The organism is Kineosporia corallincola (assembly GCF_018499875.1).
GTDB lineage: Bacteria > Actinomycetota > Actinomycetes > Actinomycetales > Kineosporiaceae > Kineosporia > Kineosporia corallincola.
In genome coordinates this window covers 66493-81932 of record NZ_JAHBAY010000013.1, presented here as the reverse complement: position 1 = coordinate 81932, position 15440 = coordinate 66493, and the positions used below count along the sequence as shown (strand labels likewise).

At 71.0% G+C, this 15440-nt stretch carries 15 protein-coding genes; 3 read left to right on the top strand and 12 right to left on the bottom strand.

The genetic code is table 11. The features are described 5' to 3' along the window. Positions 1-3: 3 nt before the first annotated feature. From KIH74_RS27060 to KIH74_RS27035, 6 genes are read right to left on the bottom strand one after another with little or no spacing between them, the layout of a single operon-like run. Positions 4-924, bottom strand: coding sequence for a type II secretion system F family protein (locus tag KIH74_RS27060; RefSeq protein ID WP_214159175.1), 921 nt, complete (start codon positions 922-924; stop codon positions 4-6). Between the two features lie 7 nt (positions 925-931). Continuing rightward, on the bottom strand, positions 932-2374 hold the full coding sequence (locus KIH74_RS27055) for a TadA family conjugal transfer-associated ATPase (RefSeq protein WP_214159174.1): 1443 nt from the start codon (positions 2372-2374) through the stop codon (positions 932-934). Then, on the bottom strand, positions 2371-2712 hold the full coding sequence (locus tag KIH74_RS27050; protein WP_214159173.1) for a TadE family protein: 342 nt from the start codon (positions 2710-2712) through the stop codon (positions 2371-2373). Before KIH74_RS27050 ends, KIH74_RS27055 begins: the two co-directional genes overlap by 4 nt. Beyond that, complete coding sequence (locus KIH74_RS27045; protein WP_214159172.1) at positions 2709-4262, bottom strand: CpaE/TadZ family protein; 1554 nt, start codon at positions 4260-4262, stop codon at positions 2709-2711. The genes KIH74_RS27050 and KIH74_RS27045 overlap by 4 nt, the downstream gene beginning before the upstream one ends. Further along, the gene (gene cpaB, locus KIH74_RS27040) at positions 4262-4990 is read right to left on the bottom strand and encodes a Flp pilus assembly protein CpaB (RefSeq protein WP_214159171.1); all 729 of its coding nucleotides are present in this window, start codon (positions 4988-4990) and stop codon (positions 4262-4264) included. The genes KIH74_RS27045 and cpaB overlap by 1 nt, the downstream gene beginning before the upstream one ends. Then, positions 4987-5739: a hypothetical protein gene (locus KIH74_RS27035; protein WP_214159170.1), complete on the bottom strand. Its 753-nt coding sequence runs from the start codon at positions 5737-5739 to the stop codon at positions 4987-4989. Before KIH74_RS27035 ends, cpaB begins: the two co-directional genes overlap by 4 nt. Positions 5740-5968: 229 nt before the next feature. Here KIH74_RS27035 and KIH74_RS27030 point away from each other — a divergent pair, with 229 nt between their 5' ends. Beyond that, positions 5969-6316 carry a DUF192 domain-containing protein gene (locus tag KIH74_RS27030; RefSeq protein ID WP_214159169.1) on the top strand — a complete coding sequence of 116 codons (348 nt, stop codon included), beginning with the start codon at positions 5969-5971 and terminating at the stop codon, positions 6314-6316. 964 nt (positions 6317-7280) lie between these two features. On the opposite strand, the gene KIH74_RS27025 is transcribed toward KIH74_RS27030, so the two are convergent. The 6 genes from KIH74_RS27025 to KIH74_RS27000 all read right to left on the bottom strand — a co-directional run bounded on the left by KIH74_RS27025 (position 7281) and on the right by KIH74_RS27000 (position 13177). Beyond that, entirely contained in the window at positions 7281-7769 is a 489-nt protein-coding gene (locus KIH74_RS27025; RefSeq protein ID WP_214159168.1) for a heme-degrading domain-containing protein, read from the bottom strand. Between the two features lie 11 nt (positions 7770-7780). Next, entirely contained in the window at positions 7781-8251 is a 471-nt protein-coding gene (locus tag KIH74_RS27020; RefSeq protein ID WP_214159167.1) for a heat shock protein transcriptional repressor HspR, read from the bottom strand. A 22-nt stretch (positions 8252-8273) separates the two neighbouring features. After that, positions 8274-9347 carry a DnaJ C-terminal domain-containing protein gene (locus KIH74_RS38035; protein WP_214159166.1) on the bottom strand — a complete coding sequence of 358 codons (1074 nt, stop codon included), beginning with the start codon at positions 9345-9347 and terminating at the stop codon, positions 8274-8276. A 71-nt stretch (positions 9348-9418) separates the two neighbouring features. Continuing rightward, on the bottom strand, positions 9419-10213 hold the full coding sequence (gene grpE, locus KIH74_RS27010) for a nucleotide exchange factor GrpE (RefSeq protein ID WP_214159165.1): 795 nt from the start codon (positions 10211-10213) through the stop codon (positions 9419-9421). Next, positions 10213-12087: a molecular chaperone DnaK gene (gene dnaK / locus KIH74_RS27005; RefSeq protein ID WP_214159164.1), complete on the bottom strand. Its 1875-nt coding sequence runs from the start codon at positions 12085-12087 to the stop codon at positions 10213-10215. The genes grpE and dnaK overlap by 1 nt, the downstream gene beginning before the upstream one ends. Before the next feature lie 157 nt (positions 12088-12244). Then, complete coding sequence (locus tag KIH74_RS27000) at positions 12245-13177, bottom strand: hypothetical protein (RefSeq protein WP_214159163.1); 933 nt, start codon at positions 13175-13177, stop codon at positions 12245-12247. Positions 13178-13292: 115 nt separating this feature from the next. Between KIH74_RS27000 and KIH74_RS26995 the strand changes: the two genes are divergently transcribed. Both KIH74_RS26995 and KIH74_RS26990 read left to right on the top strand, forming a co-directional pair. Continuing rightward, a complete protein-coding gene (locus tag KIH74_RS26995) occupies positions 13293-13979 on the top strand; it encodes a response regulator transcription factor (RefSeq protein WP_052528492.1) in 687 nt (228 codons plus the stop codon). Between the two features lie 3 nt (positions 13980-13982). After that, positions 13983-15347: a HAMP domain-containing sensor histidine kinase gene (locus KIH74_RS26990; RefSeq protein WP_214159162.1), complete on the top strand. Its 1365-nt coding sequence runs from the start codon at positions 13983-13985 to the stop codon at positions 15345-15347. Positions 15348-15440 lie beyond the last annotated feature (93 nt).

Here is a 15440-nt window from a genome sequence, read left to right as displayed (position 1 = left end):
CGCTCACGCCTCGATCCGGGTGAGCTTGCGGATCATGATCATCCCCACGGTGGCCAGGATCCCGGCGATGGCCAGGGCGATCTGCCCGACCAGCTGGGTGGTCATCTGCCGCACCGATCCGGGGTACATGAAGTTGAGGCCGACCAGGATCAGGAATCCGATACCCAGCACCAGGTAGCCGGTGATCACCGACTGGGCCAGGGTGGTGCGGACCTCCCGCCGGGTCTCCTTGCGCATCTCCAGCGTGTCGGCGATCTCCCGGAGGGCGGACACCAGGGACCCACCGCTGCGGGCGCTGACGACGAGGGTCGCGGTCAGGACGGCGACCTCCCGGGACTCCAGCCGTTCCTGGAGCTCACGCAGGGCGGTCTCCATCGGCACGCCGAAGCCGACCCGCTCGCTGATCCGCAGCATCTCGGTGCGGGCGGGCTCGGCCAGTTCGGCCCCGGCCGTGGCGACGGCCGTCGAGATCGACAGCCCGGCGTTCGTGGCGTTGGCGAGAACCCTTGCCAGTTCTGGCATCTGGGCGATGAACGCCTCAAGACGACGACTGCGCTCGCGGCGCAGGTAGGTGCGCACCGCGACCAGCCCGGCCAGCACCCCGATCACCCCGAACAGCGGGGCGAGCAGGGCCCAGAGACCGAGCGCGGCGGCCAGCCCGACGCCGACCCCGGCGCCGAAGACCACCACCGGACGCCGGTCCACACCGGCCAGGATCATCTCCCGTTCCAGGCGCCGTCCGACCGACGTGGCCCGGAAGACCCGGTCGGCCCGTTCCAGCCGGTCCGCCCCGGCGTAGTAGTCGTCGCCCATGACTGCCTGGACCACCTGGCGGCGACCGCTGGAGACCGAGAGGAACTGCCCCGCCCCGGCGAGGAACGACCCCGCCGCGAGGAACACGAGAATCAGGATGATCAGGTTCACGGCGCGCTCATCCCAGCCCGAGAGGTTGCGTGTCCGGACCCGACGCCCGACGGCCCGGCCGGCGCGCGCGGCCCCGATCGGCGGCGACCGACTGGTGGTGAGTGGACTCCACCTGGAAACCGCCCGGCACCGCCTCGCCGCGCTCGGCCAGACGCTGAGCCAGCGTGGCCGGCAGCGGATAGCGCACGAACGCACCGGGTTTCCCGTTGGCCCCGGGGGCGTCGGGCTCCCAGCGCATCACCGGCAGAACCTGGAACTCCTCCTGCCGCCGGGAAGCCAGGAAGCCCACCTCGGTCACCCGCCGGGTGCCGTCGGCCTGCCGGTTCAGCTGCACGATGACGTCGACCGCGGTGTTCACCTGGTCGCGCAGGGCCTCGAACGGGATCCGGGTCTCACTCATCGAGGCGAGCGTCTCCAGGCGCGACATCGCGTCCTCGGAGCTGTTCGCGTGGACGGTGGTGAGCGAGCCGTCGTGACCGGTGTTCATCGCCTGGAGCATGTCCAGGGCCTCACCGCCACGGCACTCCCCGACCACGATCCGGTCGGGCCGCATCCGCAGCGAGTTCCGGACCAGGTCGCGGATCGTGATCTGGCCCTGCCCCTCGATGTTCGCCGGCCGGGTCTCCAGCTGGATCACGTGGTCCTGCTGGAGCGCGAGCTCGGCGGCGTCCTCGATCGTGACGATCCGCTCGTGCCCGGGGATGAACGCCGAGAGGGCGTTGAGCATGGTGGTCTTGCCGGACGCGGTGCCGCCGGACACGACGAGGCTGAGCCGGGCCCGCACGCAGGCCGCGAGCAGGTCCGCGGTGGCCCGGTCCAGGCTGCCCCGGGCCATCAGCTCGCTGAGCCCGTACGCCTTGGGGAAGAGCCGGATGGTGACGGTCGGGCCGCCCAGCGCCAGCGGCGGCAGAACCACGTTGACCCGGGCGCCGCGAGGCATCCGGTGGTCCGCCGGGATCCGGGCGTCCACCATCGGACTCGACTCGTCCACCCGCCGGTTCACCGTGGAGACGATCCGGTCGATCGTCTGGAGCAACTGCTCGTTGCTGGTGAACCCGGAGGGCACCCGCTGGATCCGGCCGAACCGCTCGACATAGATCGTGTCGTGGCCGTTGATCATGATCTCCCCGACCGAGGGGTCGGCGAGCAGGGGCTCGAGAACGCCGAGACCGACCGACTCGTCGACCACCCGGCGCACCAGCGCCGCCCGCTCCCGGGTGCTGAGGATCACGCCCTCACGCGAGACCAGGTGCGCCAGAACACGTTCCAGGCGCACCCGGCGCTGGGACATCTCCAGACGACCGAGCTCCCGGAGGTCGACCTCCTCGAGCAGCAACCGCTTGAACCGCTCGATCAGGAGCTGGTCGGCGTCCGAGGTGACATTCCCCGAGGTGGCCGCCTCCCGGCCACCGGCCTCCGGCGTGGAGGCGAATCCGGCGTAGGACCTCATGGCATGACCACCTCCCGGGTGACCCGCATCGCGGGCATCGGCGCCACCCGGGGCACCTGCACGGTCAGCCGCACCCCGTGACCGGGGCCGATCGTCTCCAGCCCGGCCACGTCGAGCGCCCCCGGCAGCGCGGCGGCGGCCGCGGCCTCGGGACTGCGGCCCAGGCTGAAGGCCCGGGCCGCCTCGCGGGTGGCCTCGCCGGTCGACGTCATGGTCCACATCGCGACGGCCACCTGGAAGACGTACAGCCCGACCACCAGCAGAACGGGTGCGAGCAGCGCGAACTCCAGGCTCGACTGGCCCCGGTCGCCCCGGCCGCCCGGGTTCCGGCGGCTCACGGCTCCATCACCACGGTCCGCGTGGTCTCGATCCCACCGGGGAACGAGGCCAGGCCGGGCGCCGCCACCGGCACCCGCAGGCTCACCGTCACGGCGTCCCCCGAGGTGTGGACGCTGAGGTCACCGGCCATCGAGCCGGGCATCTCGCCGAGCGCGGCCGCGGTCGGGTCCTGACCGACCGAGACCGCCCGGGCCGCAGCCGATGCCGCATGGCCCGACCAGATCGCCGTCATCCCGACGAGAGCCAGCTGCCAGAGCACCACGAGCACCACCAGCAGGGCCGGCAGGATGCCGACCACCTCCAGGGTGGCCTGACCGGCGTCCTCGCCCCGGCGCCGGGAACGGCGACGGCCGTCCCGGCGCGGCGGGGTCTCGGCGGTCCCGCCGCCCGGCACCACCTGGACCTCCTGACCGACCACCCGCAGGGCCCGCCACCACACGTCGTCCCGCAGTTCCAGAGGCGCACGCGAATTGATCACCGGCTCCAGCCGCCGGAACATCGCCGGCAGCCCGGCACTCAGGATCGGGGCCCGGGTGAGCTGACGGATCGTCTCGATCGACACGCTGGACTGCCGGCTGACCCGGTTGACCAGCACGTGGACGTCGCTCTCCTTGCGGACGCCGAGGTTCTCCCACTGGGTGATCGTGCGGCGCAGACCGCGCAGGGCCAGGACGTCCGGGGTGACCAGCATGACCACCTCGTCGGCCAGTTCCACCGCGGCTGCCTGGGCCGGGGTGACGTGCGATCCGGCGTCGACGACGATCAGGTCGTACTGGTGCCGCAGCACCGCGAAGACCTCCCGCAGCGACTGCGGGTCGACCGCCTCGATGTCCCGCACGTCGACCGGGGCCAGCAACAGGCCCAGCCCGCTCTCGTGCAGCACCACGGCGTCACCCACGGCCTGGGCGGACAGGTCCTGGGACACCTTGGCCACGTCGGCCACGGAGGTGCGGTGGCGGACCTCGAGAATGCCCGAGACGTCGCCCTTCTCAAGGTCCAGGTCGACCAGGCAGACCCGGTGACCGGGCAGGTTCCGCAGCACGTCGAGCGCCAGGTGGGTGGCCACGGTGGTGGTGCCCACACCACCCTTCGAGCCGGTGAAGGAGATCACCCGGGCCCGGCCGGGACCACCCGGCATTCCACCGCCCTCGGCCGGCGCGGCCAGGATGCGGCGCATCTGGTGGGCCCATTCACCGGCCGCGGCGATCCGCACCCGCAGGTCCTCGTAGGCGGGCGGGAACGCGACCACGCCGCGTGCCCCGGCGTCCATCGCCATCGAGAACTGGTTGGTGTCGGCGCTACCGGTGACCAGGAGCTGTGCGCAGGCGGGCCGGCGCAGCGAGAGGTCGCGCACGGTCTGGAGCGCCGGTTCCGGACCGAGCTGGTCGTGCACCAGCACCACGTCGGGGTCGAGCCGGAGCACGGCGGCGGCCAGTTCCGGGGTGGAGTCCACCACGAACTGGACCTCGATGCCGTCCATCTCGGCCAGCGCGGCCTGGAGTTCGTAGGCGACGGACTGGTCGGCCGCGCCGATCACCACGGTGATCATCAGTTCGCATCCTCCGGAACGGCTCGTCCCCCGAGCTGTTTCGCGTCGTACTCGTCCTTCTCCCCGCTGCGGTCGGCATTCTCGTCGGTCGGCAGACCGACCAGCCGGACCTCCTGGGCGAAGGCGTTGGCGTAGGTCACCGCCAGGGCGTCCGCGGGCTTCAGCGCCAGGGTCACCGGAATCACGTCGGACTGGCCGACGCCGTTGTCATCGCTCTTCGTCACGGTCTGCTGCCCCCCGATCGAGACCACCCGCACGTCGCGCACCAGCACCTTGACCTGCTTCGCCAGCCCGTTGACGTCGGCGAACACGGCGTAGATGTCCACCCGGTCACCGGCCGTCACCCGGCCGCCGATCCCGGTGACCGGGTCGACGTTGATCGCGATCTCGCGCTCGTTCGGGTTCAGGTCGGAGACGGCGAGCAGCATGTCCGAGCTGATCACCGTGCCGCCGTCGACCGCGAAACCGATCTTGCGGCCGACCAGTTCGGACAGGTCCTGGCGGCTCGACGTGGAGGTCCAGCGCTCGGGCACCTCGACCGCCTGGAGGTTCTCCCGGGTCAGCTCGGTGTAGGCCGGGATCTGCGACTTCGCCTGGTACACGGTGATCTTCGAGCCGACCTCGCTGGTGACGTTGGAGGTGTAGCCGGCCACCATCACGAAGACGACGATCCCGAGCAGCCCGGCGAGGAGCATGAACAGGACGCCGCGGCGCTGGCGGGGGTTCAACGGATACCTCCGGCGGTGGTGGTGGTTTCGACGAGGACGTGACAGAAGGGGCAGACCTCGGCGGGCTGCTCCAGGCGGCAGGACGGGCACCGTCCTGCCGGACGGGCGAGGAACGCCGCGGGCCGGGCCGGGAGCAGGGCCGTCTGACCGGCCCGCGCGGTGCCGTAGACGCCGGTCCACCGACCCGGCATCCGGACCGGGCGCACCGTGCCCGCGCCGGCCACCTGCGCCAGCTGGGTGGAGACCGACCGGGGCACACCGCCTTCCGACACCAGCAGCACCCGGTCCAAGTCGTCGCGCTCCACCACACCAGGACGGACGGCGTTGAACACCTCGGGATCGTCGCCCTGCCGCACCAGGAACCCCGGGCCGGGCAGCAGTGACCGCAGGTGCTGCCCCATGCTCGGGGCCGGGCGGCCGAGCTTGCTGACGGTCGGCGTCCAGGCTCCGGACCAGCTGTGGGCCAGCAGGCGGTGCACCAGGTCGACACCCAGCACCGGGTGATCGGTGACCGAGCGGGCGGAGGTGACGGCGGACATGATCGCCAGCGGCGCGTGCCCGCTGATCAGGACGGCCTGCTCGAGCAGCGGGTGGCGCCCGGCCGCGATGGTGATGCGTAGCCGGGCCTGGGCGGCGAGGGCGGCCGGGACCGCGATCAGCAGATGCCGCCGACCGGCCTCGGCCGCGGCATCCACGGCGGAGACAAGATCATCCGCGGCGACCACCATCAGCCCGCTGAAGTTCAACATCTCGGTGCCGGAATCGGCGACGAGAAGACATGACCACATGCTTGATGACCCGCCCTGAATGGCTCGTTCGGTTGGTGTTCCGTTCTTCCGACCCCCCGGCCGAGCGCTTACCTTAAGGCCTGAAGCGGGCCTCGGAACACACTGTGAATCAGATGAGCGGGCAAATCACTGAATCTCTTACAGTGGGTGCACAGCCCGGCACCACCCGTACCGAATCAAGGAGCCATTGATGGAGCCGACTACTCTGCGTCTATCGGTCGACGGTTGTGACGTGGCCCCGCTGTGGCTGGCCGAGAGCTTCGCACGCCGGTCCCGAGGTCTTCTGGGAACCCGGTCGCTGGACGGAGCCCTGCTGATCAAGCCCTGTAACAGCGTGCACGGAGTGGGGATGACCTACACCCTCGACGTGGCTCTGCTCGACGCCGAGCTCCGGGTGCGGCACGTGCTCACTCTGCGTCCCTTCGGCCTGACCCGGCCGAGGTCCGGAATCCGCCAGGTCCTGGAGGCCCAGAAGGGCGCTTTCGACGCCTGGGGCCTTCGGCCGGGAAGCCGGCTGGGCATGATCAAGACCGGCTGAACGAATTCGGACGGCCAGCCAATTCAATGGCCGGCCTTATTCATCGCCGCGTCGTTGCATATCTTCAAGTTAAATCTCGGGCAGTTCTGAATAACCGCTTCCGTCTTTTCGGACCACTGCCCCAGGTCGTGCTATTAACCCGCCAATCACCCGATCCGGACAGTTGCGCCACGCCGCCGGGTAGCCCGAAAAGTGCCGATCCGCCATTAACGGCGGCGAGTGACGGACCGGTGCGGAACAGTGACGGGTGGTGATCCTGGCCACCCTCCGCCCAGTTCGAACGGCTCTGCCGGACGCCGGCCCGTCGCCGATCCGGTACCGAGGACGCCGCCCGCGCCGACATCACCGCAGCCAGAACGGACCGGCGCGCGACACCCTCGCGGACGCCGGGCGGGCCGGCCGGCCCGGCCCGGATCGTTGGCCCGGTGGACGGCCATCCGCTGCCCGTCCAGACCGTGGACGCCTGTTTCGTGGACGCCGGCTCCGCCCTGGATCCCGGGGCTCAGGCCCGTTCCGAGGCCACCGGCCCGATCGTCGGCAGTGGTGTGACCGGATGCCGGAGGTCCGGGCGCCCAACGAAAAGACCCCCTGTGACGCGCTTTTTGTGCAGCTCATCGCATCCGCCGGCGAACGGTTCCGGCTCACTACCGGGATAGCGTGTCGTACGGCACCAGAGCCGCGCGGGCCGGCTGGTGGTCGAGTCGGTGGGCCGGGTGCGGATCTGCCCGGTCCCGCCACCACCGCTCTGACGGCCATCATGATGGACGACGAAAACTCGCACGATTCAACGGCTTTCACCGGCCGAGTGACGGTCCGGGCCGATCTGGACCGGCGCGACGGCCTGCGGATCGCCGCACTGCCGCCCGGTGGGGTGCGGGCCGGTGAACGGCGCGGGCCTGCCCGGTCTGCCGGTGGTGCTGCTGACCGGGCCGGCGATCGCCGTGGCCGCGCGGACGGGAAGTGTCTAGTTCTTGGCCAGGTCGTCGAGGTACTGCTCCAGGCCGGCCACCACCATCATGTGGTCCTCCACCTCGGGCAGGCCGGACACCGTGATCGTGCCGATCACGCCGACCCCGTGCACGTGCACCGGGAACGAGCCGCCGTGCGCGGCGTAGCGGTCGGGGTCGAGCCGGAAGCGCTCCTCGAAGGTCACGCCGGAGGCCAGCGCCTGGCGCCCGACGAGCAGCGACGAGAACCCGAAACGGTCCACCACCGCTGCCTTCCGGGCGATCCAGGCATCGTTGTCGGCATTGGTTCCGGGCAGGGCGTAGTGGAACAGCTGCTGGCCGTTACGGCGCAGGTCGACAGTCACCGGGGCACGACGGGAGGCCGCCGTCTCGACCAGGATGATCCCGATCTGCCAGGCGTCGTCGTTGTCGAAACCGGGCAGCCGCAGTCGCCGCTCCTGGTCTTCCAGCTCCTCGATCATCGCTGTCAGGTCGTCGTTCGCCATGGGCACCAGTCTTACCGGCTGGGCCGCCAGACGACCAGCGCCGTCGAGGTGACAGGCCGCCGGGGCCGCCGGCCGGGCTGCACCGCGACGATGTCGCCGCCGGGCTCGGCCGCGAACACCCGCCCACCGCTGCGCAACCGGGCCTGGGCGATCCGCAGTTCTTCCATCACCGCGTCGAGCTGCCCCCGCAGGGCCCGGTTCTCGTACTCCAGCTCGAGGATCCGCTTGATCCCGGCCAGGTTCACGCCCTCCTCCTGGGAGAGGCGCTGCACCTCGCGCAGCGACGCGACGTCGCGCGGCGAGTACCGGCGGCCCCGGCCTGCCGACCGGCCCGGGGTCACCAGGCCGAGCCGGTCGTACTGCCGGAGGGTCTGCGGGTGCATCCCGGCCAGCTGGGCGGCGACCGAGATGACGAAGATGGGCGCGTCCGGATCGACGTTGAACTCGATGTTGATCCCGTGTGCGTCGGCCTTGTTCGTCATGGCCCGGCCCTTCGTGTGCTACCTAGCGGGAATCGTCGAGATGGGCGAAGAGGTTGGCCCGGGGGTTCTCCCCGGCCGTGGCCTCGGCGAAGGTCTTCAGCGCCTCACGGGCCTTGCCGTCCACCCGCTGCGGCACCGCCACCTGGAGCGTGACCAGCAGATCGCCGGTGCGTTTGGCGGTCTTCACCCCCCGGCCGCGGGCACGGAGCGTGCGGCCGGACGGAGTGCCGGAAGGCACCTTGAGCTTGACCCGGGAGCCGTCGGGGGTGGGCACCTCGATCTCGGTGCCGAGCACGGCCTCCGGGAAGGTGATCGGCACGGTCAGCCGGACGTCCGCCCCGTCGATGGTGAAGATCGGGTGCGGCTCGACCGACACGGTGACCCACAGATCGCCCGGCTCGCCGCCGAGCTCCGAGGCCTTGCCCTTGCCACGCAACCGCACCTTCTGGCCGTCGCGCACGCCTGCCGGGATGCGGGCCGTGATGGTGCGCAGACCAGCCTGCGGATCGTCGACCCGTAGGTTCAGCTGGGCACCCTCCATCGCCTGCCGGAAGGTCAGGGTGGCGGTCGCGTTCAGGTCGCCGCCGCGCATCGGGCCGCGCGGCGAGCGGAAAGAGCCGTTGCCGCCGCCACTTCCGGGCGGGAACAGGCCGTTGAGCATGTCTTCGAAGATGGGCGACTCGGCGCCCCGGCCACCGGCCCCGCCGCCACCCGTGGTGTAACGCATGCGCTGCCCGCCGGCCCCGGGCATGCCGGCGCCCGGCACACCGCCGCCGAACAGGTTGCCCAGCAGGTCTTCGAAGCCCGCGCCGCCACCCGCGGCCGGGCCGCCACCGCCGGCCGTGAACCGCGCACCGCCACGGGACATCGCCCGGATCGCGTCGTACTGCTGACGCTGCTCCGGGTCGGACAGCACCGCGTAGGCCTCGCCGACCTCCTTGAACCGCTTCTCCGCCGCGGGGTCACCCGGGTTCGCGTCCGGGTGGTGGGTGCGGGCGACCTTGCGGTACGCCTTCTTGATGTCCGCCGCGGTGGCGTTCTGCGGCACTCCGAGGACGGAGTAGAAGTCCTTTTCGAACCAGTCCTGGCCCGCCATGTCTCTCTCCTTGCGCCGCTTCCCGGTCCGGCCCGGGAGAACAGGTCTCCCGGGCCGGATCAGGCGAGGTGTCAGTGTGGATCGGCCACCGCGACCCGGGCTGCCCGCAGCACCCGGTCGCCGCTGCGGTAGCCGGGCTGGAGCACCTGCACGACGGTGGTCGTGGTGGTGCCCTCGGCCAGTTCCGCCTCGGTGCGCATGAGCGCCTCGTGGACCTCCGGGTCGAACTCCTCACCGGCCTCGCCGTACCGCGCGAGACCGTACCGCTGGAGCACCGACTCGAGCTTCTCGGCGATCGCCGCGAACGGGCCGGACTCCAGGTCGCCGTGCTGACGGGCGAGGTGCACGTCGTCGAGGACCGGAAGCAGCGCCTCCAGAACCCCGGCGATCGCGGTCTCCTTCGCCACGTCGCGGTCACGGTCGACCCGGCGCCGGTAGTTCACGAACTCGGCCTGCAACCGCTGGAGGTCGCTGAGCCGTTCGGCAGCCGACGACCGGGCGGCGTCGAGGTCGGACAGGATGCCGTCCAGCGAAACCTCCTCGGTCTTCTCGTCGTCCTTGGCACTGTCCTCGGCGGGGGATTCCGCCTCGGCGTCCGAGGGCTTGTCCGGCTGGGCGTCGACCGGGGCGTCGGAGGCGTGGGCGGCCTTCTTGCCCGCCTTGGCCTCCTTGGCCGTCCCGTTCTTCTCGCCCTCCGGCTCGCCACCCTGACCGTTCAGGTCGGCCTGGGCGTCCGGTTCCGCCGCCTTCTCGGCCGCGGAACCGTCACGCACCTGCCCGGTTTCCGGGTCGAGCCGACGTCGGTCGCGGATGGTCGGCCCCGAGGAGCCCTGACCCTCCGACGGATCCACCGTCTGCTCACCCATCACTTGTCCTCGTCGACGATTTCGGCGTCCACCACGTCGTCGTCCTTGGCCGAGCTGCTCGCGCCGGCACCGGCACCCGCACTCGCGGAACCCGCACCCGCGCCCTCGGCGCCACCCTCGGACTGCTGCGCGTAGAGCGCGGCGCCGAGTTCCTGGCTGGCCGTGGACAGGGCCTCCTGCTTGGCCTTGATCTCGGCGATGTCGGTGCCCTCGAGCGCCGTCTTCAGCTCGGCGATGGCCGCGTTGACCTTGGCCTTGCCCTCCTCGGGGAGCTTGTCCTCGCTGTCGCGCAGGAACTTCTCCGTGGAGTAGACGAGCTGCTCGGCGCCGTTGCGCACCTCAGCCTCGTCGCGACGCTGGCGGTCTTCCTCCGCGTGCGCCTCGGCCTCCTTGACCATGCGGTCGATCTCGTCCTTGCTCAGGGCCGAGCCGCCGGTGATCCGCATCGCCTGCTCCTTGCCCGTGCCACGGTCCTTGGCGGACACGTTCACGATGCCGTCGGCGTCGATGTCGAAGGTGACCTCGATCTGCGGCACACCACGCGGGGCGGGGGCGATGCCGGTGAGCTCGAAGTTGCCCAGCGGCTTGTTGTCGCGGGCCAGCTCACGCTCACCCTGGAACACCTGGATGAGCACCTGCGGCTGGTTGTCGTCGGCCGTGGTGAAGACCTCGGACGCCTTGGTCGGGATCGCGGTGTTGCGGTGGATGAGCTTGGTCATCACACCGCCCTTGGTCTCGATGCCCAGGGAGAGCGGGGTGACGTCGAGGAGCAGGACGTCCTTGCGGTCGCCGAGGATGACGCCGGCCTGGAGGGCGGCACCGATGGCCACGACCTCGTCCGGGTTGACGCCCTTGTTGGGCTCCTTGCCACCGGTCAGCTCGCGCACCAGGTCGCTGACCGCCGGCATCCGGGTGGAGCCACCGACGAGGACGATGTGGTCGATCTCGGAGACCGAGATGCCAGCTTCCTTGATCACCGACTGGAACGGCGCCTTGGTGCGCTCGAGCAGGTCGGCCGTCATCTGCTGGAACTGTGCCCGGGTGAGCTTCTCGTCCAGGTGGACGGGGCCGTTCTCGGTCATCGACAGGTACTGGAGCGAGATCGTCGTGGACGTCGCGCTGGACAGTTCCTTCTTCGCCTGCTCCGCCGCCTCACGCAGACGCTGCATGGCGATCTTGTCCTTGGAGAGGTCGACACCGGTCGAGCTCTTCACGGTGTTGACCAGGTGGTCCATGACGCGCTGGTCCCAGTCGTCACCACCGAGGTGGTTGTCACCGGCGGTCGAGACGACCTGGATGGCGGTGCTGCCACCCTCTTCCACGTCGACCTCGAGCAGGGAGACGTCGAACGTGCCGCCACCGAGGTCGAAGACCAGGATGCGCTCGTCGGCCTTACCCTTCTCCAGACCGTAGGCCAGGGCCGCGGCGGTGGGCTCGTTGATGATGCGGCGCACGTTGAGGCCCGCGATCTCGCCGGCCTCCTTGGTGGCCTGACGCTGCGAGTCGTTGAAGTACGCCGGAACCGTGATCACCGCGTCGGTGACGGTCTCGCCGAGATACTCCTCCGCGTCGCGCTTGAGCTTCTGGAGCACACGCGCCGAGATCTCCTGCGACGTGTACTTCTTGTCGTCGATCGCGATGTTCCAGTCCGTGCCGACGTGCCGCTTGACGGAGCGAATGGTCCGCTCGACGTTCGTGACGGCCTGCCGCTTGGCAACCTCACCGACCAGCGGCTCACCGGACTTGGCGAACGCGACGACCGACGGCGTGGTGCGGCCGCCCTCCGCGTTCGCGATGACGGTGGGCTCACCGCCCTCGAGCACGGACACGACCGAGTTGGTGGTTCCGAGGTCGATTCCGACCGCTCTTGCCATGATCTTTGGTTCCCTTCGGTAAAGAGCTGAGTGGCCCTCACTCAGGTTGATGCAGTCACCGCGGCTAGTCAATTCGGGACTGACCTAACTTGAGTCTGCCTGGCTCAACTCTTACCTCGCGGAGGTTGTTCCCGCCCCCGGAAAAAACCTGTTCGGCCTACATGCCGACAGATGGCGCGCCGGACCCCGCGGAACCCGCACCCCCGCAGGCAGACTCCGCGCCGGGCACGGCCACTGCACCCGGACCGGCGGAGCCGGAATCGACACAGGCCGGATCGCCGGGAGAGGCGGAGGGCCGGACCACGACAGGCGTGGCACCGGCGGGAGCGGTCTCGGGGGAAGCGGTGACGAGCCCGTCCGGCGCACCCCCGGTCCGCCCGGAGGCCGGTCCGCCCGGCCTGGTCCGCGACGGCGTGGGCGAACCGGCCGGGGACGGACCGGCCGGGGACGACTCCCCGGCGGATGTCGAGGGGGAGGGGGAGGGAGCGGAGGACGGGCTCGGAGGGGCGGATGCCTCGGCCGACGGGGTGACGGACGACGAGATTTCGGTCACAGCCGGATCCGGCCGGTTCTCGTCGTCCCCCGTTTTGCCCCGACCGGGTGGCGGACCGGCCTGGATCGGGTCGCGCGGGTCGATCGAGGACTGGCTGAACTCCGGTGCGCCGTTCCGGCACACGGCCGTGACCAGCACCGCCCGCTCCGAGCCGAGAGCGAAGACGATCTCGACACGTTCCGGCCGGGCCGTGCGGATGCCGGCCCGCCAGCCGCGGTCGGGCCGGGCGTAGCCACCGTCCAGGCTGACCCGCTCCCCCGCACAACGAGCCTGGATCTGACCACCGTCGGCATCCACCGCGCGGTTCACCGCGGTGTGCGCTCCGGCCTTGCCGGAGGTCGGCGAGACGGTGCCGGCCGGCGATCCACCGGGACCACCGTCGGTGACGACGGGCTGGGCCGCCGGGTTCGGGACTGCGATCGGTGACGCCGTGGAGACCAGTTCGGAGGTGACCTGACGGCCGGCCGCGGCGATCGCGATCGAGGCGATTACGGCAACCGTCACGACCGCGACCAGCCAGATCAGTACGCTTCCCACGATCCGGCGTTTCACCCAAATCACCTCCTCCGGCACCCTAGCGTTGAGCCAGGCGGGTGTAGATCCGGACATTCAGAATGTCCCGAACCGCTCATCAGCCGGTACCGTCGCGCACGTGGCGGTCATTCTGATCATTGAGGACGACGCGGGGATCCGCGCGGCCCTCTCCAGAGCTCTGACCGATCGCGGTCACGCAGTGCAATGGCAACCGGGGGGTCTCCCCGGCCTGCAATCGGTGATCGACGATCGGCCGGACGTAGTCCTGCTCGACCTCGGTCTGCCGGACGTCGACGGCATCCAGGTGCTGACGATGCTGCGTGCCGTCAGCGAGGTTCCGGTGATCGTGGTGACGGCGCGCGACGAAGACACCGACGCGGTGCGCGCGCTCGACGCGGGGGCCGACGACTTCGTCACCAAGCCGTTCGGCGCAGACCACCTGGACGCCCGGATCCGCGCCGTGCTGCGCCGCGGCGGGCCGCAGAAGACCGAGGGCCCGCTCACCGTGGGCGGTCTCGCGCTGGACGCCCGCACCCGCGTGGCCACGCTCGACGGCGACCCGCTGGAACTCTCCCGCAAGGAGTTCGACCTGCTGCTCGCCCTGGCCCAGCGGGCCGGCGAGGTGGTCAGCAAGCGGGAGCTGCTCGCCGAGGTGTGGCAGCAGCCGTACGGCGGCGGCGACCGCACCATCGACGTGCACCTGTCCTGGCTGCGCCGCAAGCTCGGCGAGTCCGCGGCGGAACCCCGCTACCTGCACAGCACCCGCGGCGTGGGCATCCGACTCGTGGCCCCGGGAACCGACTAGAACATGCGCTGGCGCCTCACCCTCCTGGTGGCGGCGACCACCTCCGCGGTGGTGCTCGCCTTCCTGATCCCGCTGACCCTTCTGCTGCGCTCGCTAGCCGAGGAACGCACGCTGGCCACCGTCACGGCCGACGCGACGAACCTGGTGCAGATCGCCGCCAACTCCGGTGCCGCCGGCGCGCAGAAGGAACTCGACGCCGCCGAGGACGACCCGCTCGGCACGGTCTCGGTGTACCTGCCGGACAAGGACATCCTGGGCGCGCAGGTGCCGGCCGACGACAACGTCGCGAAGGCCACCGGCGGCCTGGCCTTCACGGTGCGCGAGGACGGCCACGCCGTGGTCTACGTGCCCGCCCTCACCACCGAGGGCGCCTACGTGGTGCGCACCGAGGTCAGCGGGGCCGAGCTGCACCGCGGGGTGGGCCGGGCCAGCTGGATCCTCGGCGCGCTCGGCACCCTGCTGCTCGCGCTCTCGGTGGGCGCCGCCGACACCCTGGCCCGCAGGCTCAGCGACCCGATCAAAGACCTGGCCGCGGCCGCGGACTCGATCCGCGACGGCCGGCTGGACATCCGCAGCCCGGAGCACGGGCCGCCCGAGGTGGCGGCCATGGCCGGTGCGCTGAACCGGCTCTCGGCCCGCATCGAGCAACTGCTGATCTCGGAGCGGGAGTCGGTGGCCGACCTGTCGCACCGGCTGCGTACCCCGGTCACCGCCCTGCGCCTGGACGTCGAGAGCATCACCGACCCGGAGCTGGCCCAGCGCATCGAGGAGCACGTGGCCACCCTGGAACGCACGGTCAGCGCGGTGGTTCAGGACGCCCGGCGCCCGGTCAAGGCGAACGTGACCTCGCGCTGCGACGTGGCGGCGCTGGTCGGCGAGCGGGTGGCGTTCTGGTCGGCGCTGGCCGACGAGCAGGGCCGGTCGCTGCGCACCTGGCTGCCGAGCCGGCCGACCTGGGCGCGCATCGACTCGGTGGAACTCACCGACGTGGTCGACGTGCTGATCGACAACGTGTTCGCGCACACCGACGAGGGCGTGCCGCTCGAGGTCACGGTGAACACCAACGCCGCGCACGAGATCGTGCTCGCCGTGCAGGACGGCGGCCCCGGCCTGCCGGGCGCCGACGTGGTGGCCCGGGGGCACAGCAACGCCGGCTCGTCCGGCCTGGGTCTCGACATCGTGCGGCGCGCGGCCATCGCCTCCGGCGGGCGGCTGGAGCTCGGCCGCTCGCGACTGGGCGGGGCCAAGGTGCAGGTCGTGCTGAGCCCGGCGGAGACCCGCACCCGCGAGCGCATGCGCCAGCGCCGCAACTCGGCCGGTGGCGGCCTGGGCCAACGGATCCGCAAGCTGGCGGGCATCGGTTCCTGAGCCGGCGAGGTTCTACGCAGAGCAACACCTGATCACGGCCGGGCTGACACCCGGCCGTGATCATTTTGGCTGTGCCACCTGGGGATTCGCCGG

Bases quoted from the DNA above. Each gene is read 5' to 3' on its own strand.
- KIH74_RS27045 (WP_214159172.1), bottom strand. From the start codon at position 4,262: ATGATCACCGTGGTGATCGGCGCGGCCGACCAGTCCGTCGCCTACGAA.
- KIH74_RS27020 (WP_214159167.1), bottom strand. From the start codon at position 8,251: ATGACGAACAAGGCCGACGCACACGGGATCAACATCGAGTTCAACGTC.
- dnaK (WP_214159164.1), bottom strand. From the start codon at position 12,087: ATGGCAAGAGCGGTCGGAATCGACCTCGGAACCACCAACTCGGTCGTG.
- KIH74_RS27035 (WP_214159170.1), bottom strand. From the start codon at position 5,739: ATGTTGAACTTCAGCGGGCTGATGGTGGTCGCCGCGGATGATCTTGTC.
- KIH74_RS38035 (WP_214159166.1), bottom strand. From the start codon at position 9,347: ATGGCGGGCCAGGACTGGTTCGAAAAGGACTTCTACTCCGTCCTCGGA.
- grpE (WP_214159165.1), bottom strand. From the start codon at position 10,213: ATGGGTGAGCAGACGGTGGATCCGTCGGAGGGTCAGGGCTCCTCGGGG.
- KIH74_RS26990 (WP_214159162.1), top strand. From the start codon at position 13,983: ATGCGCTGGCGCCTCACCCTCCTGGTGGCGGCGACCACCTCCGCGGTG.
- KIH74_RS27025 (WP_214159168.1), bottom strand. From the start codon at position 7,769: ATGGCGAACGACGACCTGACAGCGATGATCGAGGAGCTGGAAGACCAG.
- KIH74_RS27030 (WP_214159169.1), top strand. From the start codon at position 5,969: ATGGAGCCGACTACTCTGCGTCTATCGGTCGACGGTTGTGACGTGGCC.
- KIH74_RS27055 (WP_214159174.1), bottom strand. From the start codon at position 2,374: ATGAGGTCCTACGCCGGATTCGCCTCCACGCCGGAGGCCGGTGGCCGG.